This window comes from Paraburkholderia fungorum, assembly GCF_046026025.1.
GTDB classification, from domain to species: domain Bacteria; phylum Pseudomonadota; class Gammaproteobacteria; order Burkholderiales; family Burkholderiaceae; genus Paraburkholderia; species Paraburkholderia fungorum_E.
Genome location: NZ_JAQQFL010000006.1, coordinates 184,500 through 206,019, shown reverse-complemented (window position 1 = coordinate 206,019; position 21,520 = coordinate 184,500). Strand labels below are relative to the sequence as shown.

Sequence of the window (21,520 nt, the reverse complement as noted above, 5' to 3'; positions counted from 1 at the left end):
GCGTCGCTAGCCGGGATGCTGGCCAGAGGGAGAGCGCTGTCCTCAATCGAACGCAAAAAAACGGCTCAGGCGCCCAACGCGAATCCGGGCGCGAACGGCTATTCGAACGAGAGCAGCTCGGTTTTGATGCGTCACACGTTCAACGATAGATGGGACGCGAACGTCACGTATTTTCAGCCGAACGGCAACGGTAGCGACGACAAGGCGTGTGGTGTGCCCTTCTTGCGCAACCAGATTCATCTCAATCCACGGCGCGATCGGTATTCCGGTTTCGGCGGAGCCAACAGTTACTATCTCGGCTACGGCTACGGCTACGGCTACGGCTACGGCTACGGCTACGGCTACGGCATCACGGGCATTGGAAGGCGACTGCAAGCTAGTTGAATCTGATCGATCGTCCGCAGGTCTCGCGCGGAATTTTTCTGGCCGAACAGGTTGACCGCACGAACGCGGACGGATCGAAGGATCGTGGAGCGGCCATGTGCGCGAGACGGGTATACGCGCTACAACAACATCACGAAGGCCTGTTACGTCACCGCGCAGATCCAGAACCTGTTGAACAAGGACTATGAAACGGCTTACTCGCATAACTCGCCGCGGCGCGGCGCGTGTCTCACGGTTGGTCGACGGCGTCAGTGACGCAGCGATTTGCACGAGAACGTGTCGATGAATCGCGGCTCGAGTCCGTTGCCCACGGCCACGATGCGCGTGATGAACGCGAAGCGCGCGGCCGCGATCTGGTTCGCGCTCGCGGGAATCGCCCTCGCGGTGTTGATGGCGTCGCTCGCACTCGGCAGCGTTTCGCTCGCACCCGCGCGCGTGTTGGCGGCGCTGCTGCCGTCGCATGTGTTGCATCCGTCGCATGTCGAGTCCTCCGATCTTGCCGGTGAGATCGTGCGCACGCTGCGTTTGCCGCGCGCGCTGGCCGGCTTCGCGTGCGGCGCGTTGCTGGCGCTGGCCGGTGCGTTGCTGCAAGTGCTGCTGCGCAACCCGTTGGCTGAACCCTACGTACTGGGTGTGTCGGGCGGCGCGGCGACCTTCGCGCTGGTCGCGATGATCGCCGGTTGCGCGTGGTGGATCGTCGATGTCAGCGCGTTCGCCGGCGCCTTCGTGTCGATCCTGCTGGTGCTCGGTCTCGCGCGTCGCGAGTTATGGCGGGGGGAGCCGCAGGATACGTCGCCGCGTTTGCTGCTGACCGGCGCCGTGATCGCGGCCGGTTGGGGCGCCGTCATTACCCTGCTGCTCAACCTCGCGCCGGACAACCGGCTGCGCGGTATGTTGTTCTGGCTGACCGGCGATCTGAACGGTGGCGCGATGCCGTGGGTGGCGCTCACCGCGCTGGTTGTCGTGCTGGTGGCGATCGTACCCGCCGCGCCGCGTCTGAACGTGCTGCTGCGGGGCGATGCTGCCGCGCAGGCACTCGGTGTTGCCGTGATGCCGCTGCGCCTGCGCGTGTATCTGGTGGCGTCGCTTGCGGCTGCCGCGGCGGTAACGACGGCGGGCACCATCGGTTTTGTCGGCCTCGTGGTGCCGCATATGCTGCGGCTCGCGTTCGGCAACGATCAGCGCATGCTGCTGCCGGCGGCGGCGCTCGGCGGCGGTGTCGCGGTGATGGGTGCGGACCTGATCGCGCGTACCGTGGTCGCGCCGGCCCAATTGCCGGTCGGCGTGATCACGTCGATCGTCGGCGTGCCGGTGTTTCTGTGGATGCTATTGCGCAGGCGCCGATGATGAATCCACACGATGCCCCCCATGTGGCGCTCAGCGCGCAACGCCTGACCTTGCGTGCGGGCATGCGCACCTTGCTCGACGCGTTCACGCATACCTTCTACGCAGGCGAGATCTGGTGCATCGCCGGCCCGAACGGGGCGGGCAAGACGACCTTGCTGTCCACCCTCGCCGGTCTGGCGCAACCGTCGGCGGGCCATGTCGAACTGGACGGCACGCGTCTGGCCGACTGGCCACCGTTGCCGCTCGCGCAGCGTCGCGCGCTGATGCCACAAACCGCGGCGGATGCTTTCAGTGCGAGCGTGCTCGACATCGTGATGCTGAACCGCTTTCCGCATCTGAGCAGTTGGGGCTGGGAAGGCGAAGCCGATCGTGCAGCGGCGCATGCCGCGTTAGATGGCCTGGGCCTCACCGCATTCGCGGCGCGCGATGTGCTCTCGCTGTCGGGCGGTGAACGTCAACGCGTCGCGCTGGCCGCGGTGTTGTGCCAGGAGGCGCCGTTGTTGCTGCTCGACGAACCGCTCTCGCATCTGGATCTGCACCACCAGATCGATTGTCTGGAAGTATTGACTGCCTGGACGCGCGCGCCTCGGCGTACAGTGATGTTTTCGTGCCACGACTTGAATCTCGCGCGCCGCTTCGCGACCCATGCGCTGCTGCTCGACGGCAACGGCGGCGCGTATGCCGGACCGGTGCACGATGTGCTGACGCCCACACTAACAAGCCGCGCGTTCGGCTATCCATTGATTCTGATTCGCGACGGCGAGCATGAGGCGCTGATTCCCGCGCCGCGCTCGTATCACGAATCGCTGGCGGCTGATGACACATCGGCAGGCTAAGCACTTTATAACAACACCCTCTCTCTGTTTGAAACGTCTATGACCTCTTTACCAGGTTTGCCGGGATTGACCGATGTCGAACCGCTCGACCAGACGCTGCGCGCCGAACTGCAACACATCATCGATACCAAGACCAAGCCGCCGGGCAGTCTTGGGCGACTCGAGACACTCGCGCGGCAGTTGGGATTGATCCAGCGCACGACGCACCCCACGGTCGCGCGCCCGGCGATGATCGTGTTCGCCGGCGATCACGGCGTGGCGCAGGAGGGCGTGAGCCCTTATCCGCAAGCGGTGACCGCGCAAATGGTCGCCAACTTTCTCGCGGGCGGTGCGGCGATCAATGCCTTGAGCCGCGTCTGCGACGTCGAGCTCGAAGTGGTCAACTCGGGCATCGCGACGCCGCTGGCGTCCACTGACGGTCTTATCGATATTGCGGTTGCGGCCGGTACGCGCAACTTCGCGCACGAACCCGCAATGACGCATGAACAGGCGCTGGCCGCGATGCAGGCCGGCGCGGCTCGCGTGCGGCATCACGCGGCGCTTGGCACCAATGTGATCGGTTTCGGCGAGATGGGCATTGCGAATACGTCGTCGGCTGCGTGTCTGATGAGCCGCCTGTGCGGCGTGCCGATCGATGAATGTGTCGGACGCGGCACGGGTCTCGACAATGCCGGGCTGGCGAAAAAGCGCAACGTACTGGCTTCGGCACTCGCGCATCACGCCGTTTCCAACGATCCGCTCGACGTGCTCGCCACCTTCGGCGGCTTTGAAATCGCCATGATGACGGGCGCATACCTTGCCGGTGCGCAGGCGCGTATGACGATCCTCGTCGACGGTTTCATCGCGACCTCGGCGTTGCTGGCCGCCGACGCGTTCGCACCGAAGGTGCGCGAATATTGTGTGTTCGCGCATGCGTCGAACGAGGCGGGGCATCGGCGCATGCTCGATCATTTTGGTGCGCTGCCCTTGCTTTCGCTCGACATGCGTCTCGGCGAAGGCACCGGCGCTGTGCTCGCAGTGCCCTTGCTGCGCGCAGCGGTGGCGTTCATCAACGAAATGGCGAGCTTCGAATCGGCCGGGGTCGCGAATCGCGATGCCTGACTCATTGTACAAAGCGGCCGTGTACGAAGCGCTGTCACACAGAAGCGCGCGTCCGGCTAACTTATGAACCCGCTATGAACCCGCTCGCGGAACTGCGCTATTTCTTCACGGCGCTGGGTTATTTCACGCGCGTGCCGGTGCCGCGCTGGGTTGGCTACGAGCCGCACTATCTGAATGCGGCGGCACGTTATTTTCCGCTTGTCGGTCTATTGGTTGGCGGACTGAGCGCGCTGGTCTATCTCGCGGCGTTGCATGTTTTTCCGGCTGGCGTGGCGGTGCTGCTGTCGATGGCTGCGTCGCTTCTCGTCACTGGCGCGTTTCACGAGGACGGACTCGCCGATTGCGCCGATGCGTTCGGTGGCGCCTATACGCGCGAGGACGTGTTGCGCATCATGCACGATTCACGCATTGGTGCGTTCGGCGCTATCGCGCTCGTGATTGCGCTGGCATTGAAATGGCAGACGCTCGCCGCGTTGCCGCCGGTGCGCGCCGCGAGTCTGATGATTGCGGCGCATGCGGCGAGCCGCGTGTTTGCCATCAGCTATCTGGCCACGCTCGACTATGTGCGCGCCGAAGGCAAAGCCAAACCGGTCGCACAACGGTTGAGTGCTCCCGCGTTGCTCTGCGCGGCGGTGTTTGGCTTGCCGTTGCTGCTCTGGCCGAACGGGCCCGGGTTGCCGGATTGGCGCTTCGCCGGCGCGGCATTGCTCGTGCTCGCGGCGCTGCGGTTTGCCATGGGCCGTTACTTCGTTAAACGGATTGGCGGCTACACCGGCGACTGCCTGGGCTTCGCACAACAGATTTTTGAATTGAGCATCTATCTGCTGGGGCTTGCATGGATATCGTCCTGATCCGTCATCCCGCTGTCGCGATCGATGCGGGCGTGTGCTACGGCCAGAGCGACATCGCGCTTGCCGAAGATGCCGAAGTGTCCTCAACCGCGCTTGCATTGAAACTCGCCACGTTGCAGGTGCCGCCGCCGCGCGTGTTCATATCGAGTCCGCTGATGCGTTGTTCGGCGCTCGCCGCCGCCATGGCGAACGACTTCGGCTGCGCGCTCAGCCATGACGATCGTCTGCAGGAAATGAACTTCGGCGCCTGGGAGCAGCAGCGCTGGGACGCGATCGATCGTGCGTTGCTCGACGACTGGGCGGCGAATTTCGAACACGCACGTGCGCACGGCGGCGAGAGCGTCGCGCAATTCGTCGCGCGGGTGCGGGCATGGTTCGACGCGTTTGCGCAGACGCGCGAGCTGTCGCCGGCGTATGTGGTCACGCATGCCGGCGTCATGCGGGTGATCGCTTCGCTGGTGCTGGATGTGCCGTTGCAACGCTGTCTGCGCTGGTCGTTGGAGATGATGGGGATTGTCTGGTTGCGCAGGGATGAGGGCGCGCAGGAGTGGTCGTTGGTGAGGTGGAATGCGTGAGGGGACGTGCGTGCGCTGCGTGGGCCCTGCTCTAATTGCGCCAAGTCGCACGATTAAAATCACCGCGCGCCGCTCGTCCTCCGCGAGCGCGCCAGGTCGAGGTCTTCGCACATCTGCTTCGCCCCTTGCGCAATACGCGGCGCCGGCCGGTTGATCAGATCGCCGTCGATGGCGAACAGATTATTGTTTGCCACCGCCTTCAGGCTCGGCCACGCACGCCATGTGTCGAGCTGCGGTAGCGGTGTGTCCGGGTCGGTCGCGCCGGGCGCGGCAGTGAAGATCGCCTCCGGGTTCGCCGCGAGCACCGCTTCAGTCGAAACGGTCGGCACCAGCGGCGCCAGTTTTGCAAACACATTGCGCCCGCCGCATAACGCAATCACGTCACTGACCATTTGTTCGCCGTTGAGCGTCATCAACGGTTGATCCCACACCTGATAGAACACGCTGACAGATGGCAGGTCGGCATATTTCGTGCGCAATCGCGCGATATCCTGACGGTATGCCGCAGCGGCGGCATTGGCGGTCGGCGAGGTGCCGAGCAATTGCCCGAGCTTTGTCAGCGACACGGCAACGTCGTCGAGATGATGCGGCTCACTGAAGAACAGGGGAACATGCATTTCACGCAGACGATCGAGTTGGCGTTGCGCGTTGCCATGCCGCCATACAACAATCAGATCGGGCTTCAGCGCGACGATCCGTTCGAGGTCGAGCGCCTTGTTGTCGCCGACCCGCGGCAATTGCTTCGCTTCAGGCGGGTAGTCGCTGTAGGACACGGCGCCGACCAGTTTCGCGCCACCGCCGGCGGCATACAGCAGTTCGGTGACATGCGGCGCGAGACTGATGACGCGCTGTGCGGGCGCAGGCAGGGTGACTGTTGCACCGGAATCGTCGGTGACGGTGATGGCGGCGTGCGCGTGCAGGGTGATTGCGAAAAGCGCAGAGGCGACTGTGTAACGTAGACGGGGCATCATCGAACCGCCTCGCGCAAACTTTCTTCGAAACGCACCCATTCGGCGTCGCTCGCGGGCAGCCCGAAGCGCACGCTGCCCGACGCCGTGAAGAGGCGGGTCCACACGCCACGCTGCGCTAACGCTTCGTGCAGAGCGGCGGCGCGCGCATCGTCGGTCCACGCGAAGAGCGGCGTGCTGCGTGTGGCAAAACCGTGTGCATGCAACAGACTCACCAGACGGGCGCTTTCGGCATCGAGCCGCGTGCGCGTCTGCTGCTGCCACGCTTCGTTTTCAAACGCGGCCTTGACGGCGTGACGAGCCGGGCCGCTGACCGTCCAGGCCCCGAGCGTACGACGCAATGCGTCGAGCAAAGCCGGTGCGCCGAGTACGAAACCCGCGCGTACACCGGCAAGTCCAAAAAATTTCCCCGGCGAACGTAGCACGATCAGCCCGTCACGATCGGTGTTTGCTGCAAGCGACGCTGAAGGCATCGTGTCGGCGAAGGCTTCGTCGACTAGCAACGTGCCGTTGCGCGCGCTGAGTTGCGCATGCCAGTGCAGAAGCTTGTCGGCGCTCAGATGTTCCGTCGTCGGATTGTTAGGATTCACGACGACCACATGAGTGAGCGCGTCGGGCAACGAGTCCCAGGACACATCCAGCGGCACGACTTCGTGTCCGGCCCGCTCGAAGGCGGGTGCATATTCACTGTAAGTAAGCGGCGCGATGCCAACCCGGCCACACGGCAGCAACGAGGGCAGTGCGCGAATTGCGGCCTGGCTTCCGGCCACGGGCAGCACGTGCGCCGCATCGGGCGCGCCATAGTAACGCGTGGCACAGGCGGCAAAGCCGTCGCCTTCGTCGGGTAGGCGGCGCCAGGCATCGGCGGGAACGGGTGGCACCGGATAGCCGTGCGGATTGATACCCGTCGACAGGTCGAGCCATTGCGCGTACGGAATGCCGTAACGCTGTGCCGCCTCGTGCAGATTGCCGCCGTGGGCCACGGCGTTGAGCGGTGTCCCGGTACCGACGTTATAACCAGCTATTCGATCAGGCATGAAACGGCACGCTCAGCAAAGCCAGCACGATCAGCACGGCCAGCCAGAGAATGACCGTGCGTTCGACCAGCATCAACGCAGCAGTGACATGACTCGCCTTTGCGGGGTGGCCGAAACCTAGCGTCGGTCTGTGTTCAAGCGCGCCGTGATACACCGCGGGTCCGCCGATCAGCACGTTCAGACTGCCCGCGCCTGAAGCCATGACCGGCCCGGCGTTCGGACTGTCCCAACGCGGTGCCTGCTCGCGCCAGCAATGCAACGCCGTGCGCGTGTCGCCGAGGAGGGCGTAGCTCGCCGCGGTGAGGCGCGCGGGAATCCAGTTGAGCACGTCGTCGATGCGCGCGGCGGCCCAGCCGAAGCGCAAATAGCGCGACGTGCGGTAACCCCACATGGCGTCGAGCGTGTTGGCCAGACGAAACCCCAGCGCGCCAGGACCGCCCGCGATTGCGAACCAGAACAGCGCGCCGAAGATCGCGTCGTTGCCGTTTTCAAGGGCCGATTCGACGGCGGCGCGCGAGAGCGCCGCTTCGTCTGCTTGAGTGGTGTCGCGCGACACGATACGCGCGGTCAGCAACCGTGCTTGCGCCAGATCGCGTTGCACGAGAGCCTGCGCGATGGGCGTAATGTGATCGTGCAGACTGCGTGCGCCGAGGGCGAACCACAGCAGCACGACATGTACCGCACACGCCGCAAAAAACGGCAGTAGGGAGACGAGGCACCAGGCGATCAGCACCGGCGGCATGACCGCTAGCGACCACGCGAGCAGCCCCTTGAGCCGCAGGCGGCGGCCGGTGTTGTAGCGCTTTTCGAGGCGCGTCGCCCAGTTGCCGAAGCCGACCAGCGGATGCGCGGTGCGCGGCTCGCCGAGCCAACGGTCGATGGCAACGCCCGCTGTTGCCAGCGTAACGATCAGAGGCAGCGACAGCATTACGGATTGCCCGCGGTTTTCAAGGCGAGCGGCAAGCCCGCGACCATCATCGTGACGCGGGTGCTCAATGCGGCGATACGCTGATTGAGCCGCCCGAGTTCGTCGACATAGAGACGCGTTGCCGCGCCGAGCGGCACCACGCCCAACCCGATTTCATTGCTGACCACGATGATCTTCCCTTTGGCGTTGATGAGCGCCGCTTCCAGCGCAGCAAAGTGCGCGTGATATTGATCGACCGGCAAGCCGTTGCCGTCAGGCGGGCACAGCAGGTTGGCGAGCCATAGCGTCAGGCAGTCGAGCAGAATACAGTGGCCGTGCGCATCGATTTGTGACACCGCGCCGGCGAGATCGACGCCCGCTTCATGCAAGGCCCAATGCGCCGGACGCCGCTCGCGATGATGCGCGATGCGCGCGCTGAATTCGGCGTCGTCAGCCACGCGGGCGGTGGCGATGTACGTGACGGGCAGGGCGCTGTCGTTCGCCAGTTGTTCGGCGTGCAGGCTCTTGCCCGAACGGGCGCCGCCGAGAACGAAGGTGAGGTCGCGGGAAATCATCGCGTGATTGTACCGGCGTGTACCGGTGTGCAGTGTGTGCCGGCACGATGGGATAATGCCGCGTTCATCGCCTGCATTCATTGCTATCCACCGCTGGACCCGACCCTCCGTGACCACCTCCACTTCGAATCCGCATCACGCCGTACCCGTGCCGCGCGGCACACTGATGATTCAGGGCACCACGTCCGATGCAGGCAAGAGCACGCTGGTCGCGGGCTTGTGCCGGCTGGCGCGGCGCGCCGGCGTGCGGGTCGCGCCGTTCAAGCCGCAGAACATGGCGCTCAATAGCGCGGTGACGGTCGACGGCGGCGAGATCGGCCGCGCGCAGGCCTTGCAGGCGGTGGCCGCGGGCATTGCCGCCCACACCGATCTGAACCCCGTCCTGCTCAAGCCGACGAGTGACCGCGGCGCGCAGGTGATCATCCACGGCAAGGCGCGCATGAATCTCGATGCGCGCGCCTATCACGACTACAAGCCCGTCGCCTTCGAGGCCGTGCTGGAATCGTATGCACGTCTGCAAGCGGCGTACGAGACGATTTTTGTCGAAGGCGCGGGCAGTCCGGCCGAGGTCAATCTGCGCGACCGCGATATCGCCAATATGGGTTTTGCCGAAGCGGTCGATTGCCCGGTCGTGCTGGTGGCCGACATCGACCGAGGTGGAGTGTTCGCGCATCTGACAGGTACGCTTGCGTGTCTGTCGGAAAGCGAGCAGGCGCGGGTGCGTGGCTTCATCATCAACCGATTTCGCGGCGACATCAGCTTGCTCAAACCGGGACTCGACTGGCTTGAAGCGAAAACCGGCAAACCGGTGCTCGGCGTTTTGCCCTACCTGCACGGCCTGACACTCGACGCCGAAGACATGTTGCCGCCGGAACTGCGCGCCGCGCATAGTGGCGATACCGGACGGATGTTGCGGGTGGTCGTGCCGGTGCTGCCGCACATCAGCAATCACACCGATTTCGACGCACTGCGTGCGCATCCGCAAGTCGATTTTCATTACGTGCGAAGCGGCACGCCGCCTCCGCCGACCGATCTGATTATCTTGCCGGGCTCGAAGAATGTGCCGGGCGATCTGGCCTTTCTGCGTGCACAAGGCTGGGATGGGGTGCTGCAACGGCATTTGCGCTATGGCGGCCGCGTCATCGGGATTTGCGGCGGCATGCAGATGCTCGGACGCGAAGTGGCCGATCCGCACGGCGTGGAAGGCGCGCCCGGAACGAGCGCGGGCCTCGGCTGGCTCGATTACTCAACGGTGCTGACGCGCGAAAAAACGCTTAAGAACGTGACAGGGCGTCTCGCCTTGCCCGGTTCACCCGAGGTCGTGGGTTACGAGATTCACATGGGTGAGACGCAGGGTCCGGCGTTGAGTTCGCCCGCGCTGCAGTTGGGCCATGAGCACCACGCTTATCCCGACGGCGCGATCTCGGCGGATGGTCAAATCCTCGCCACCTACGTGCACGGCCTGTTCGACACGCCGGCTGCATGCGCCGCACTGCTCGCGTGGGCGGGTTTGAGTGACGCTGAAAAAATCGACTACCCGGCGTTGCGTGAAGCTTCGCTGGATCGCCTCGCCGACACGCTCGCCGAGCATCTCGATCTATCGAAGCTTTTTGCCGCGATCGGGTGAAGAAGAACAAGTGGATGGCGGTGATTAAATCCTGTTGGGAAATAATCAAAGCCTGGAAAGTGGTTTTTCATCTCATTTGGTTCGAATACAGTCCTGACGTCGACGCCCGCCACGGGCCGTCTTTCTCGTAAAGGACTCGTCATGAACTCGAACCGCTCTGCCGATCTGGCCGCTTTGCTACTTCGTCTGGCCTTGGGCGTCCTGTATCTCGCGCATAGCCTGCAAAAGATTTTTGTGTTCACGCTGCCGGGCACGGCACAGTTTTTCGTTTCGCTCGGCTTGCCGGGCTGGCTCGGGTATGTGACGACGTTCGTCGAACTGATTGGCGGCATCGCGCTGCTGCTCGGCGTGCAGGTCCGCTGGGTCGCGCTGGTGCTGCTGCCGTTCATGCTCGGCGCCATGTCGCAGCATCTGCACAACGGCTGGGGGTTCGCTTCGCCGCACGGCGGCTGGGAATATCCGGCCTTCTGGGCGGTGACCCTGGCGGTGCAGTCGCTGCTCGGCGGCGGTGCGCTGGCGCTGAGCAGTGCGAAGACACCGCGCGTGGTGGCCGCCTGAAGGCTTTGGGCGGAGTACGGGCGGGTTGCCAAATCTGGCGCGCCGGTAGAGCCTGGCGCGGGTGAGGCCTCTGCCTGATCAAGCACTGCGGCGCGCAAGCATTCAGACCAACTGGCGCGCAGGCACCGAAGCGCGCTGGCATCCCGCCCGCTAGACAACAAAAAAGCACGCGCCGCGAGGCCGCGTGCTTTTTTTATCGTACTGACGCAGGACACATCGGGCATCTCGGGCCCTTCGCCGCGCCCCCTGCGCCGGTCGCGTCAGTCAGTACAACACGATCTGCGTGCAACGAAACAGCGCGATCGTCTTGCCGTGCGGATCAATGACGGTGGCATCCCACACCTGCGTGCTGCGGCCCAGATGCACGGCCTTGGCTACCGCGCGGATCGTGCCTTCGGTCGCCGTACCGAGAAAGTTGCTTTTCAGCTCCACGGTCGTGAAATTGCGCGCCGTTTCCGGCAGGTGCGCGAGACAGGCATAGCCGCAGGCGGTGTCGGCGAGGCCGATCACCGTGGCGGCATGCAAAAAACCGTTCGGCGCCAGCAATTCCTCGCGCACGGTCAATTCCGCAGTCAGGGTGCCTTGCTCCAGCGCCAGAACATGCACGCCCAGCAGGCCGGGCAGCTTGCCCTTCTGACGTTCGTGCAGGCGCTCGATGGAGTATTCCGGGCGAAGTTTGCTCATGAGATTCGGGTCCTCGATGGAAAAAACAGGGGTGGAAGGCAGTCAATAGCCGTTTGGGGGCTTCGGCCCCGGTGCATTTGTCGATATTATCAACGGCTGGATCGGCGGGTGAACTTGAAACCGGCACGGATCAGGGCACATCGGCGCAAGTCAGAGCAAATTGCGCGGCAAACCGGCTGGCGGCGCCCAGCCTTCTTTCCGGGAGAATTCATGACGGTGATCGTGGTGGCGAATCCGAAGGGCGGCGTGGGCAAAAGCACGCTGTCCACCAATCTGGCCGGCTATTTCGCCTCGCAAGGGGAATGGATCGCGCTGGCGGACATGGACAGACAGCAGTCCGCACACGCGTGGCTGTCGCTGCGGCCCCCTGCGCTGCCGGCCATCGAGACGTGGGAGGTCGACCTTGAAAACCCCGCCAAACCACCCAGAGGTCTGGAACACGCGGTCATCGACACGCCGGCCGGATTGCACGGCAACCGCCTGAATATCGCGCTGGATCTGGCCGACAAGGTGATCGTGCCGCTGCAGCCGTCGATGTTCGATATTCTCGCCACCCAGGACTTTCTCGAGCGGCTGGCGAAGGAGAAGGCGGTCAGGAAAGGCGCGATCGAGATCGGCGTGGTGGGCATGCGCGTCGACGCGCGCACGCGCTCAGCGGAGCAGTTGCATCGCTTTGTCGAGGGGCTGAAGCTGCCGGTGCTGGGCTACCTGCGCGACACGCAGAACTACGTGCAACTGGCGGCGCACGGCCTGACCTTGTGGGATGTCGCGAAAAGCCGCGTGGAGAAGGATCTGGAGCAGTGGCAGCCGATCATCCAGTGGACCAACGGCGCCAGCAAGAAGGCGTGATGTGAATTAGCAGGCGGCGTGGCCGCCCGCCGTATGCGCCCGTGCGGTGAAAGACCGGCTCAGGTCCAGTTCTGGGTCGGCACGTGATCGCGGCTGCCCTTGATCTTGTTGTTGTCGTCGACGAACACCAGATCCGGTTTCCAGCCTGCCTTCAATTCTGCTTCTTCGACCACCGCGAACGCAGCGATGATCACCAGATCGCCCAACTGCGCGCGCCGCGCGGCCGAACCGTTCAGCGAAATCATGCCGCTGCCGCGTTCGCCCTTGATCGCGTAGGTCGAGAAACGCTCGCCGTTGTTGATGTTCCAGATGTCGATCCGCTCGTTTTCGACGATGTTCGCGGCTTCCAGCAAGTCCTCGTCGATCGCGCACGAACCTTCATAGTGCAGTTCGCAGTGCGTGACCGCGACGCGATGGATTTTCGACTTCAGCATGTTGCGTTGCATGACCAATCCCTTGTGGCTTCTTATGCGCATTCGCGCAAACTAAGACGGCTTCAGATTTCGAGGTTGTCGATAAGACGGGTGGTGCCGAGCTTGGCGGCAGCCAGCACGACCAACTCCGCGTTCGCGTCTTGCGGGCCCGGCGGCAGCAGATTGGAGCGCTTGCGCACCGCGATGTAATCCGGCTGCCAGCCGCGCGCGGCCAGTTCGGCCATCGCCGTTTTTTCGAGTTTTGCGAAGTCGCGATCGCCGGCGAGCACGGCCTCGCGCACGCGATTGAGCTCGGTGGCCAGCATCGGTGCCTCGGCGCGTTCGGCCGTTTGCAGAAAGCGGTTGCGCGAACTGAGCGCGAGGCCGTCGGTATCACGCACCGTTTCCGCGGCGATGATGTCGGTCGGCAGCGCGAACTGGTGACACATGCTGCGCACGATCATCAACTGCTGGTAATCCTTCTTGCCGAACACCGCGACGCGCGGTTGCACGCACGACATCAGCTTCATGACCACGGTGCACACACCCTGGAAGAAACCAGGCCGGAATTCGCCTTCGAGAATATCGCCCAGATCATGCGGCGGATGCACGCGGTACTCCTGCGGTTCCGGGTACAGATCCCGTTCCGTCGGCGCGAACAGCACGTAGACGCCTTCTTTCTGGAGCTTCTCAATGTCCGCTTCCATCGTGCGCGGATATTTGTCGAAATCTTCGTTCGGGCCGAATTGCAGGCGGTTGACGAAAATGCTTGCCACCACCGGATCGCCGTGCTGGCGCGCGAGACGCATCAGCGATAGATGGCCCTCGTGCAGATTGCCCATGGTCGGCACAAAGGCGGTGCGATTCTGGCCGCGCAACTGGTCGCGCAATTCATGGATCGAGCTGATGACTTTCATGATCGGACGGGGATTTCCTCGCGCGGCGCAAGACTCGGTTGGCGCAAAAACTCAGGTTTTGCGCCAACCGCGGCCTTACTTGTAATGACAGGTTCGGAGCGCCGGATTGTAGTGGATTTGTTCCCGGGGCGCACCCACCGAAACGGGGAGGCTGCGGCAGCGATGGCGCATGCAGGCCACGTATTGCGGCGTCAGGCCGGCAGATAGGCGAGGCGCACATAGATCGGTGCGAACGGCTCGGCCTGGGTGATTTCGACGAGCGATTCGCGGCACAACTCGAGCATGGCGATGAAATTCACCACGACCACCGGCACGCCTTTGCTCGTGTCGAACAGATCCGAGAACTCCACGAAGCGCGCGTTCTGCAGCCGCCGCAGGATCGCGCTCATATGCTCGCGCACGGACAATTCTTCGCGCGAAATCTTGTGATGCTGAACGAGCTTGGCGCGTTTGATCACGTCGGCCCACGCGGCGCGCAGGTCTTCGCTATCCACATCCGGAAAGCGCGGCGTGATGCTTTGCTCGATGTACACCTCGGCGCGCAGGAAATCGCGGCCAAGCTGCGGCAGATGATCGATACGCTGTGCGGCGAGCTTCATCTGTTCGTATTCGAGCAGGCGGCGGACCAGTTCGGCACGCGGATCTTCGGCTTCGTCGCCGCTATCGGCCTTCTTTACCGGCAGCAGCATGCGCGACTTGATCTCAATCAGCATGGCGGCCATCAGCAGGTACTCGGAGGCGAGTTCGAGATTGGTCTGGCGCAACTGATCGACGTAGCCGAGGTATTGGACCGTGACGTCCGCCATCGGGATGTCGAGCACGTTGAAGTTCTGCTTGCGGATCAGGTACAGCAACAGATCCAGCGGGCCTTCGAACGTTTCGAGGAACACCTCGAGCGCATCCGGCGGAATGTACAGATCCGTCGGCAGCTTGAAGAGCGGCTCGCCGTACAGGCGCGCGAAAGCGATGCCGTCGACGGTGTCCGGTGTCGAATCGGTGGCGGGCGCGGCAAGCGCGGCGTCGGGCGCCGATTCGACGCCCTTTGCCTCGTCGGCGTGACTCACGCGCTTAGAAGTTTTGATAGTACGAGTAAGGCGTCTGCTCCACGCGCGAGGCTTTCTGCTCGGCGCGTTCTTCGAGGTCGATCGGCTGTTTGTCCCACAGCAGCGACCGGCCACGGCGCTGCTCAGCTTCCAGATTCGGTTTTTGTTGCTTGAGCTGGTTCAGGAACTGGGTGATGTCCGATTGATACATGGCTAGACGTCCGTGATTGGGGGAATGGCGGCTGCCAGGCGGGAATCCGTGCGGCATCGCTGCTATTCCATAATTTTAACGCATGCGCGGCGTATGGTCGAAAAACGGTGGCGACGCCGGCGGCCGGCCTGCAAAATCGCCCGGAACCCGTGCTGCTGCAACGCGTCAAAGGCGAGCGCATGGCCGGCGGCGCGGTGCGGGAATCCGGGCTTTCCATCCGGGCGGGCACGACAACGGATGCTGTGTGAGGCACGCGACATCGGCCGGAAGGCTCGCCGGGCATCATGCTGCAAACACCCTTTAGAGATGGCGCGGCTGCGCCGATGTGGTCAAATAGCGAGCTTCGGCCGCCGCGGCGAGCCCAAGCGACAGAATTCATCAACCACGGCCGGAGGTCCCGTTTGGCGGGGTGTGCGATCGAAGATCCGCGTGTGCGGTGCGGCAGAACCGGCAGCGAGCCCGGGCATCCGACGCCCGATCGGCGCTGGCTGCGCGCGTGGCTGGCACTTGGCATCGTCATGCTCATGCTCGCCACGGTCAGCGCGCATGCAGCGCGGCGCGCGGCCGCCAGCTACAAGGTCGACATCGAAGCCACGCCACGCTCGCTGCGCAAGCTGCTTGAAGCGCACCTCGACGTAGCACGCTTCGCCAAACGTCCTGATATCAGCGACGACCAGTTCGAATTTCTGATTACCGCCACGCCCCAGCAGGTGCGCGATCTGGCTGCCACGCAGGGCTATTTCACGCCGGTTGTGCGGACCGACGTGCGAACCGTCGACGACCAGAAGCGCGTGACCGTGAGCGTCGATTCCGGCCCGCAAACCCTCATTACGTCGATTTCACTGTCGTTTCGCGGGCCGGTGCTGACCGAAGACCCGGCGCAGGAAAACGCCACACGCTTCGCGTTCTCACTGCATGAAGGCGATCCGTTTTCGCAAGGCGACTGGGACGACGCGAAAAACGCGTCGCTCAAGGCGTTGCAGGCGCGCCGTTACCTGGGCGCGAAAATCTATCATTCCGAGGCGCGGATCGACCCGCGCACGCACGAAGCGAAATTGTCGGTGACGTTCGACAGCGGCCCGACCTTCACGATGGGCAAGCTCGACGTCTCCGGTACGCGGCGCTATCCGGAACAGATCGTCGACAATGTGAATCCGATTTCGCCGGGCGATATCTACGACGTGCAGCGCGTCGCTGAATTGCAGCGGCAGTTGCAGAACACGCCGTACTACGCGAGCGTGGCAATCGACGTGGATAGCGATCCGGCCAAGCCGGTCGATACGCCGATGCATGTCAAGGTGTCGGAGTACCCGTACAACAGTATCCGCGGCGGGGTCGGATATTCGACGGACAACGGCCCGCTGATCCAGGGTTCGTATTCCTATCTCGACACATTCGGCAAAGCGTGGCCGTTCACGGTCGACGGCCGCATCGACCAGATCCAGCAATACGGGCAAATTCAGCTCGCCATGCCGCCTGGGCCGCGCGCATGGACCAATAGTGTGCTGGCGTCCTACACCACGACCGACGTGTCCGATACACGCATCTACAGTATCCGGGGCGGCGTGCAGCGAGCCCGTACTTCGCAATTCATCGACTACAACTACGCGATCCTCTATTACCAGGACCGGCTCGATCAGAACGCGGCCGCGCCGACCACGAGTCGCGCGCTGGTGCCGTCATGGTCGTGGACCCGCCGCAATACCGACGATCCCCTGTTCCCGCGTTCGGGCAACCTGATTCACGTCGAAGCGGGTTTCGCGGTCAAAGGCTTGCTGACCGACCAGACGTTCGCGCGTGGCTACGCCCGTGGCCAGCAGTACCTGCCGATCGGCCGGGAAGACCTTGTGCTGATCCGTGCCGAACTCGGTGGCGTGTTCACGAGCGGCAGTTCGAGCGGAATTCCGGCTTCATTGCTGTTCCGTGCGGGTGGCTCGAATTCGATTCGTGGCTATAGCTATCAGAGCATCGGTAACAACGTCGACGGTTCGGTCCTGCCAACCAAGTATCTCGTGACGGCGGCGGCCGAATATCAGCATTGGTTCAATCACGACTGGGGTGCAGCGGCGTTTTTCGACGTCGGCACCGCCACCGATACCTGGGGCGAGAAAGTCTTTTATCCCGGCGTCGGCGTCGGCGCGCGCTGGCGCAGCCCGGTCGGGCCGGTCAATGTCGACGTCGCCTACGGAATCCGCAACAGGAGTGTGCGGCCGTACCTGACCCTCGGCATCGCCTTCTGATGGAAACCTGCTTCTACATGATCCACGCATGACCACGGACGCTTCCGCCCAACCACCCGCGCAGCCGCCCGGCGCTCATCCGCCCGGACAGCCGGCTTCGCCCGACGCGCCGCCGCCTGAGCGCCGTCGCGGCGGGTTGTTGCTGAAAACGCTCGCATGGACGGTTGCCGTGCTGGTGCTGCTGGCCGCCGTGGCAACCGGCCTGCTGTATGGCGCGCTCACGACCGGGCGCGGCACCGCTTACGCGTGGCAGGCGGCTGTCAAACTGCTGGGCGGCAAGCTGACGGGCACGCTCGAGGGCGGCACCATCGCGAACGGTGTGCAACTCCGGCAAGTGCGCTGGCGCAGTCTCGACGGCAGCGGTACCGATATCCAGATCGACCGCGTGGCAGGTCGCTGGGGCCTCATCCATCAGCCTTGGCGTTTCACGATCGACTATCTGCATGTCGGGACGATCGACGCTCGTGTTGGCGCTTCGTCGTCCAGCAGCGGACCGCTGGAATTGCCGAAAGACCTGCGCTTGCCGATGCAACTCGAGGTGCGCGACGTGCAGGTCGACAAACTGCTGGTGCACGAAGGCGGGTCCACAACCGAGTTTTCCCGCTTCATGTTCCATGGCCGCAGCGACGGCCGTCATCACGAGGCGGCGATCGAGCGGCTCGACACGCCGTTCGGCGCGGTGACGGCGGCGGCGAAGCTCGACGGGGTGCGGCCGTTTCCGCTGACCGGCGATGTTGGCTACTCCGGCAAGGTCAACAACGAGGCGGTTCAGGTTGGCGGCCATTTGAGCGGCTCGCTGGAGAATCTCATCGCCGAACTCGATGCCAGCGGCATGAAGCTCGCCGGCCATGCCCGGGTCGAGGCGACGCCGTTCAGCGACGTGCCGCTGCGGCGCGCCATGCTGAGCTTCGACCACGTCAATCCGCAGGCATTCGCGCCCGGCGCACCGCTGGCGGATCTGGCGGTGCGCGCAGAACTGCAGCCGGTGGGGCAGGAAGCAGCGGGTGCGGCGACGTTGGGCGCGGTGAGCGGCGCGAGTGGGGCCGGCGCAGCAAGTGCGGCGAGTGCGGCAAGTGCGGCGAGTGCGGCGAGTGCGGCGAGTGCGGCGAGTGCGGCGAAACCCGCCAGCGCTTCCGGCGCAGCGGGTTTCGCCGTCGCGGGCCATGTCTCGATCGTCAACGCCAAACCGGGGGCGATCGACCAAAACCTGCTGCCTTTGATCGACGCGCAAGCCGACGTGCGTCTCGACGCCCAGGCGCAGCGCATCGCGAATCTGAACGTGCGGCTGGTGAAAAGCGCCACGCTCACCGGCGGCGGCGTGCTGACCGGCAAGCGCGGTCAGTTCGATTTGCAAGTCGCCGGGCTCGACCTGAACGCGCTCGAAGCGACCGTGCGGCCAACCCAGCTTTCCGGTCCGATCGGCTTCCGTCTGAACGACGACGTGCAAAGCCTGACCCTCGATCTCGCCGACCCGAAAGCCGGATTGCGCGCGCAAGGCAAAGTGACCTTTGATCCCGCGCGCATCAGTTTCAACGACGTGCGCGTCACGTCGGGCAAAGGTCGCATCGATCTGTCCGGTGCGCTCAAGCACGACGCGAATTCGACCTACAACCTGAAAGCGCAGTTGACCGATTTCGATCCGTTGACGCTGACTTCGCAGATGCCTTCGCGCACGCCGGTGACGGGTCCGGCACCGGCGGCCAACGCGAAAGCTAAAGCACTCACGCAAGGTGCTGCGCAAGCGAGCAGCACGGCCGGTGCGAAAAGCGCCGCCCCCGCCGACAAAGCCGCCGCGGCTGTCAAGAACAGCGCCAAGGCCGCGGTACGGACCGAGGTGGTTCAACGAAGCAAAGCGTCGCCGCCACCCAGGCGCGCCGCGCCGCCGGCCCGCAAGATCGAGGCGCGCGTGAACGGCACGCTCACCGCGGCCGGCGTGCTCGGCCCGGTCTTTACCACCAAGGCTGAATTCAAACTCGGCCCGAGCGTCTACGACGGCCTGCCGTTGACAGGCGGCGGTGTGGTCCAGTTGGCCGGCTCGCGGATTCTGCCGAGCCGCGCGAATCTCTCGGTGGCGGGCAATCAGGTGGACTTGCAAGGCAGCTTCGGCGCGAGCGGCGACCGGCTGCGTTTCCGCATCGACGCGCCGGAACTCGAGCGCCTGGGTTTCGGCCTCGCCGGCCTCATCGCGGCCGACGGCGACGTGACCGGCTCGTTCGCGCATCCGAATGTCGTGCTGAACTACAAGGCCGACAGCGTGGTATTCAGCAGTAACCGCATCGGCCATGCGGAAGGTCATGCCGAATTGCGCGACGGCGCAAACGGCGCGCTTGCTTTCACGACCGACGCGCGCAATCTCAGCGCCGGCGGCGTCGATCTGACTACCCTCACGGCACGCCTGTCCGGCACGCGTGCCAACCATACGCTGGAGGCCGCGGCCACCGGCAAGCTGCAGGACCGTCCGCTCGATCTGACGCTCGCGGCCAACGGCAAGCTGACCGAAGCACGCGACGGCACGCGCTGGGACGGCACCGTGACCCGCCTGCAGAATCGTGGCACACCGGCATTGAATCTGGAGTCGCCGCTGGCCATCAGCGCCGGATCGAGCCGCCTGACACTCGGCGCGACACGCCTCACGATCGAAGGCGCGGTGCTGAGCCTGAAATCGTTCGCGTTCGACCACGGCAAGATCCAGTCCGCGGGCACCTTGACCGACATTTCGCTTGCACGCCTGCAGGATCTGCGGCGCGAGATCACTGGCGAGCCGCCGGTCGTCAAAACCGATCTGGTGTTCGACGGCGACTGGGACTTCGCGCTCGGCAGCACGGCCAACGGCCATATCCAGTTGAAGCGCCGCGGCGGTGACGTCACGGTCGAAATCGGGCGCGGGTTGGCCTCGTTGGGTATCACGGACATGACCGCGCGCGCTGAATTCAGCGGCGGCAACCGGCTGAATGCCACTGTCCACGCGCAGGCCAGCCGGATCGGCGTGATCGACGCCGACGCACACACCATGCTTGTGATGCGCGATGGCTTCCTGAGCGTCAATGAAGAGGGCGCGCTTACCGGAGATGTGAATGCCAACGTGCCGTCGCTGAAAACGACCGGCGGCCTGTTCGGACCGAGTTATCTGCTCGACGGGCATCTCGCGCTGAAACTCGCGCTCGGCGGCACGGTCGCCAAGCCGAACCTGACGGGGTCGCTGCTCGGCGACGGTTTGTCCGCGACGATGGTCGACCAGGGCGTGCAGTTGAAGGACGGTGTGGTGCGCATCGCTCTCTCGAAAAATCTGGTGGACTTCCAGCAGGTGGAGTTTCACGGTGCGAGCGGCACCTTGCGCGCCACCGGCCGCGTACGGCTGGACGGCGCCGAGCCGGATCTGTCCGCGAGCATCGTGGCGGATAAGCTGGAATTGTTCGCGGCGCCGGACCGCAATCTGTCGCTATCCGGCAGCGCGAGCGTGGCGAATGCCGGCGTGCAGGGCGGCATGGCGATCAACGGCAAGTTCGTGGTGGACCACGCGCTGTTCGATATGCCGGAGCAGTCCGCACCGAAGCTGGGCGACGACGTCGTGATTGTCCGTCCGGACGGCACGGTGGCCGGCGAGAAACCGCCGCCGTTGGAGGGGACCAACAAGCCGATCGGGCCGTTCGCGCCACGCGCCAATATCGACATCAGTCTCGGCAACAACTTCCGTTTCCGCGGGCAAGGCGCCGACCTCGGGCTGAGTGGCACGATCACCGCGATGAGCGCGCCGAACCTGCCGTTGCGCGCGGTCGGCAATGTCCGCGTGACGCAGGGCTCGACCTACACCGCGTTCGGCCGCAAGCTCAACATCGAGAATGGCTTCTTCACGTTCAATGGGCCGGTGGCCAATCCGGGTATCAACATCCTGGCCATGCGCCGCAATCAGCAGGTCGAGGCGGGCGTGCAGGTCACGGGCACGGTCCAGTTCCCGGTCGCGAAACTGGTGTCCGAGCCGACCGTGCCGGATAACGAAAAGCTCTCATGGCTGCTGTTTGGCCACGGCACGGATCAAGGCAATAACCTCGGTCAGCAAAGCACCATGACAACCGCGCTCGCGTTGCTCGGCAGCGCGAGCGGCAAGCGGATCGCGCAGACCTTCGGGCTCGATGAATTTTCGATCGGACGAAGCGAAGTCGGGCTGACCGATCCCCAGGTGGTGATGGTGTCGAAGGCCATCAACGAGTGGCTCGTGGTCGGCTACGAGCAGGGCCTGCAGTCGGCGAGCAATGCGATCAAGGCGACGCTAAACCTCACGCGTTATTGGTCGGTCGCGGCCTATGGCGGCACCTTCGACGGCATAGAACTGCTTTACACACGGCGCTTCGATCAGATCCGCTGGTGATGGGGTGATGGGGTGATGGGGTGATGGGGTG

Annotated in this window: 21 protein-coding genes; 12 read left to right on the top strand and 9 right to left on the bottom strand. The window is 64.2% G+C overall.

All coding sequences use genetic code 11. The features are described 5' to 3' along the window. Positions 1 to 126 precede the first annotated feature (126 nt). The 6 genes from PQR67_RS09790 to cobC all read left to right on the top strand — a co-directional run bounded on the left by PQR67_RS09790 (position 127) and on the right by cobC (position 5,094). Complete coding sequence (locus PQR67_RS09790; RefSeq protein ID WP_408457622.1) at positions 127 to 384, top strand: hypothetical protein; 258 nt, start codon at positions 127 to 129, stop codon at positions 382 to 384. A 282-nt stretch (positions 385 to 666) separates the two neighbouring features. Then, positions 667 to 1,731, top strand: coding sequence for a FecCD family ABC transporter permease (locus PQR67_RS09785; RefSeq protein ID WP_408457619.1), 1,065 nt, complete (start codon positions 667 to 669; stop codon positions 1,729 to 1,731). Beyond that, positions 1,728 to 2,567: an ABC transporter ATP-binding protein gene (locus PQR67_RS09780; RefSeq protein WP_408457615.1), complete on the top strand. Its 840-nt coding sequence runs from the start codon at positions 1,728 to 1,730 to the stop codon at positions 2,565 to 2,567. The genes PQR67_RS09785 and PQR67_RS09780 overlap by 4 nt, the downstream gene beginning before the upstream one ends. A 39-nt stretch (positions 2,568 to 2,606) precedes the next feature. Continuing rightward, positions 2,607 to 3,668, top strand: coding sequence for a nicotinate-nucleotide--dimethylbenzimidazole phosphoribosyltransferase (cobT, locus tag PQR67_RS09775; protein ID WP_408457612.1), 1,062 nt, complete (start codon positions 2,607 to 2,609; stop codon positions 3,666 to 3,668). A gap of 74 nt (positions 3,669 to 3,742) precedes the next feature. Further along, complete coding sequence (locus PQR67_RS09770; protein WP_408457610.1) at positions 3,743 to 4,519, top strand: adenosylcobinamide-GDP ribazoletransferase; 777 nt, start codon at positions 3,743 to 3,745, stop codon at positions 4,517 to 4,519. Beyond that, a complete protein-coding gene (gene cobC / locus PQR67_RS09765) occupies positions 4,504 to 5,094 on the top strand; it encodes an alpha-ribazole phosphatase (RefSeq protein ID WP_408457607.1) in 591 nt (196 codons plus the stop codon). Before PQR67_RS09770 ends, cobC begins: the two co-directional genes overlap by 16 nt. Positions 5,095 to 5,153: 59 nt before the next feature. Here the strand turns inward: cobC and PQR67_RS09760 are convergent, their stop codons facing one another. From PQR67_RS09760 to cobU, 4 genes are read right to left on the bottom strand one after another with little or no spacing between them, the layout of a single operon-like run. Next, positions 5,154 to 6,065, bottom strand: coding sequence for a cobalamin-binding protein (locus tag PQR67_RS09760; RefSeq protein ID WP_408457604.1), 912 nt, complete (start codon positions 6,063 to 6,065; stop codon positions 5,154 to 5,156). Then, positions 6,062 to 7,099, bottom strand: a complete 1,038-nt coding sequence (gene cobD / locus PQR67_RS09755) for a threonine-phosphate decarboxylase CobD (RefSeq protein ID WP_408457601.1) — start codon at positions 7,097 to 7,099, stop codon at positions 6,062 to 6,064. The genes PQR67_RS09760 and cobD overlap by 4 nt, the downstream gene beginning before the upstream one ends. Beyond that, positions 7,092 to 8,027, bottom strand: a complete 936-nt coding sequence (cbiB, locus tag PQR67_RS09750) for an adenosylcobinamide-phosphate synthase CbiB (protein WP_408457598.1) — start codon at positions 8,025 to 8,027, stop codon at positions 7,092 to 7,094. The genes cobD and cbiB overlap by 8 nt, the downstream gene beginning before the upstream one ends. Further along, complete coding sequence (cobU, locus tag PQR67_RS09745; protein ID WP_408457595.1) at positions 8,027 to 8,581, bottom strand: bifunctional adenosylcobinamide kinase/adenosylcobinamide-phosphate guanylyltransferase; 555 nt, start codon at positions 8,579 to 8,581, stop codon at positions 8,027 to 8,029. The genes cbiB and cobU overlap by 1 nt, the downstream gene beginning before the upstream one ends. 166 nt (positions 8,582 to 8,747) lie before the next feature. Between cobU and PQR67_RS09740 the strand changes: the two genes are divergently transcribed. Then, positions 8,748 to 10,208 carry a cobyric acid synthase gene (locus tag PQR67_RS09740; RefSeq protein ID WP_408457744.1) on the top strand — a complete coding sequence of 487 codons (1,461 nt, stop codon included), beginning with the start codon at positions 8,748 to 8,750 and terminating at the stop codon, positions 10,206 to 10,208. 141 nt (positions 10,209 to 10,349) lie between these two features. Further along, positions 10,350 to 10,766 (top strand): DoxX family protein, encoded by a 417-nt coding sequence (locus PQR67_RS09735; RefSeq protein WP_408457592.1) that lies wholly within the window; start codon positions 10,350 to 10,352, stop codon positions 10,764 to 10,766. Positions 10,767 to 11,030: 264 nt separating this feature from the next. Here PQR67_RS09735 and PQR67_RS09730 read toward each other — a convergent pair whose 3' ends face one another. Beyond that, on the bottom strand, positions 11,031 to 11,450 hold the full coding sequence (locus PQR67_RS09730) for a PaaI family thioesterase (RefSeq protein ID WP_408457589.1): 420 nt from the start codon (positions 11,448 to 11,450) through the stop codon (positions 11,031 to 11,033). Positions 11,451 to 11,660: 210 nt separating this feature from the next. Here PQR67_RS09730 and PQR67_RS09725 point away from each other — a divergent pair, with 210 nt between their 5' ends. Then, positions 11,661 to 12,299 carry a ParA family protein gene (locus tag PQR67_RS09725; protein WP_408457587.1) on the top strand — a complete coding sequence of 213 codons (639 nt, stop codon included), beginning with the start codon at positions 11,661 to 11,663 and terminating at the stop codon, positions 12,297 to 12,299. A gap of 59 nt (positions 12,300 to 12,358) precedes the next feature. On the opposite strand, the gene panD is transcribed toward PQR67_RS09725, so the two are convergent. The 4 genes from panD to PQR67_RS09705 form a co-directional block, all read right to left on the bottom strand. Then, a complete protein-coding gene (panD, locus tag PQR67_RS09720; RefSeq protein ID WP_120346351.1) occupies positions 12,359 to 12,745 on the bottom strand; it encodes an aspartate 1-decarboxylase in 387 nt (128 codons plus the stop codon). A 50-nt stretch (positions 12,746 to 12,795) separates the two neighbouring features. Then, entirely contained in the window at positions 12,796 to 13,629 is an 834-nt protein-coding gene (panC, locus tag PQR67_RS09715) for a pantoate--beta-alanine ligase (RefSeq protein WP_408457584.1), read from the bottom strand. Between the two features lie 191 nt (positions 13,630 to 13,820). Further along, positions 13,821 to 14,693, bottom strand: coding sequence for a segregation and condensation protein A (locus PQR67_RS09710; RefSeq protein WP_408457582.1), 873 nt, complete (start codon positions 14,691 to 14,693; stop codon positions 13,821 to 13,823). A 4-nt stretch (positions 14,694 to 14,697) separates the two neighbouring features. Continuing rightward, positions 14,698 to 14,883 carry a DUF3460 family protein gene (locus PQR67_RS09705; protein WP_054035105.1) on the bottom strand — a complete coding sequence of 62 codons (186 nt, stop codon included), beginning with the start codon at positions 14,881 to 14,883 and terminating at the stop codon, positions 14,698 to 14,700. A 107-nt stretch (positions 14,884 to 14,990) separates the two neighbouring features. Here PQR67_RS09705 and PQR67_RS09700 point away from each other — a divergent pair, with 107 nt between their 5' ends. The 3 genes from PQR67_RS09700 to PQR67_RS09690 all read left to right on the top strand — a co-directional run bounded on the left by PQR67_RS09700 (position 14,991) and on the right by PQR67_RS09690 (position 21,489). Beyond that, on the top strand, positions 14,991 to 15,131 hold the full coding sequence (locus PQR67_RS09700) for a hypothetical protein (protein ID WP_408457579.1): 141 nt from the start codon (positions 14,991 to 14,993) through the stop codon (positions 15,129 to 15,131). A gap of 153 nt (positions 15,132 to 15,284) precedes the next feature. Then, a complete protein-coding gene (locus PQR67_RS09695) occupies positions 15,285 to 17,123 on the top strand; it encodes an autotransporter assembly complex protein TamA (protein WP_408457577.1) in 1,839 nt (612 codons plus the stop codon). Between the two features lie 28 nt (positions 17,124 to 17,151). Next, entirely contained in the window at positions 17,152 to 21,489 is a 4,338-nt protein-coding gene (locus tag PQR67_RS09690; RefSeq protein WP_408457575.1) for a translocation/assembly module TamB domain-containing protein, read from the top strand. The last annotated feature ends 31 nt before the right edge of the window (positions 21,490 to 21,520 follow it).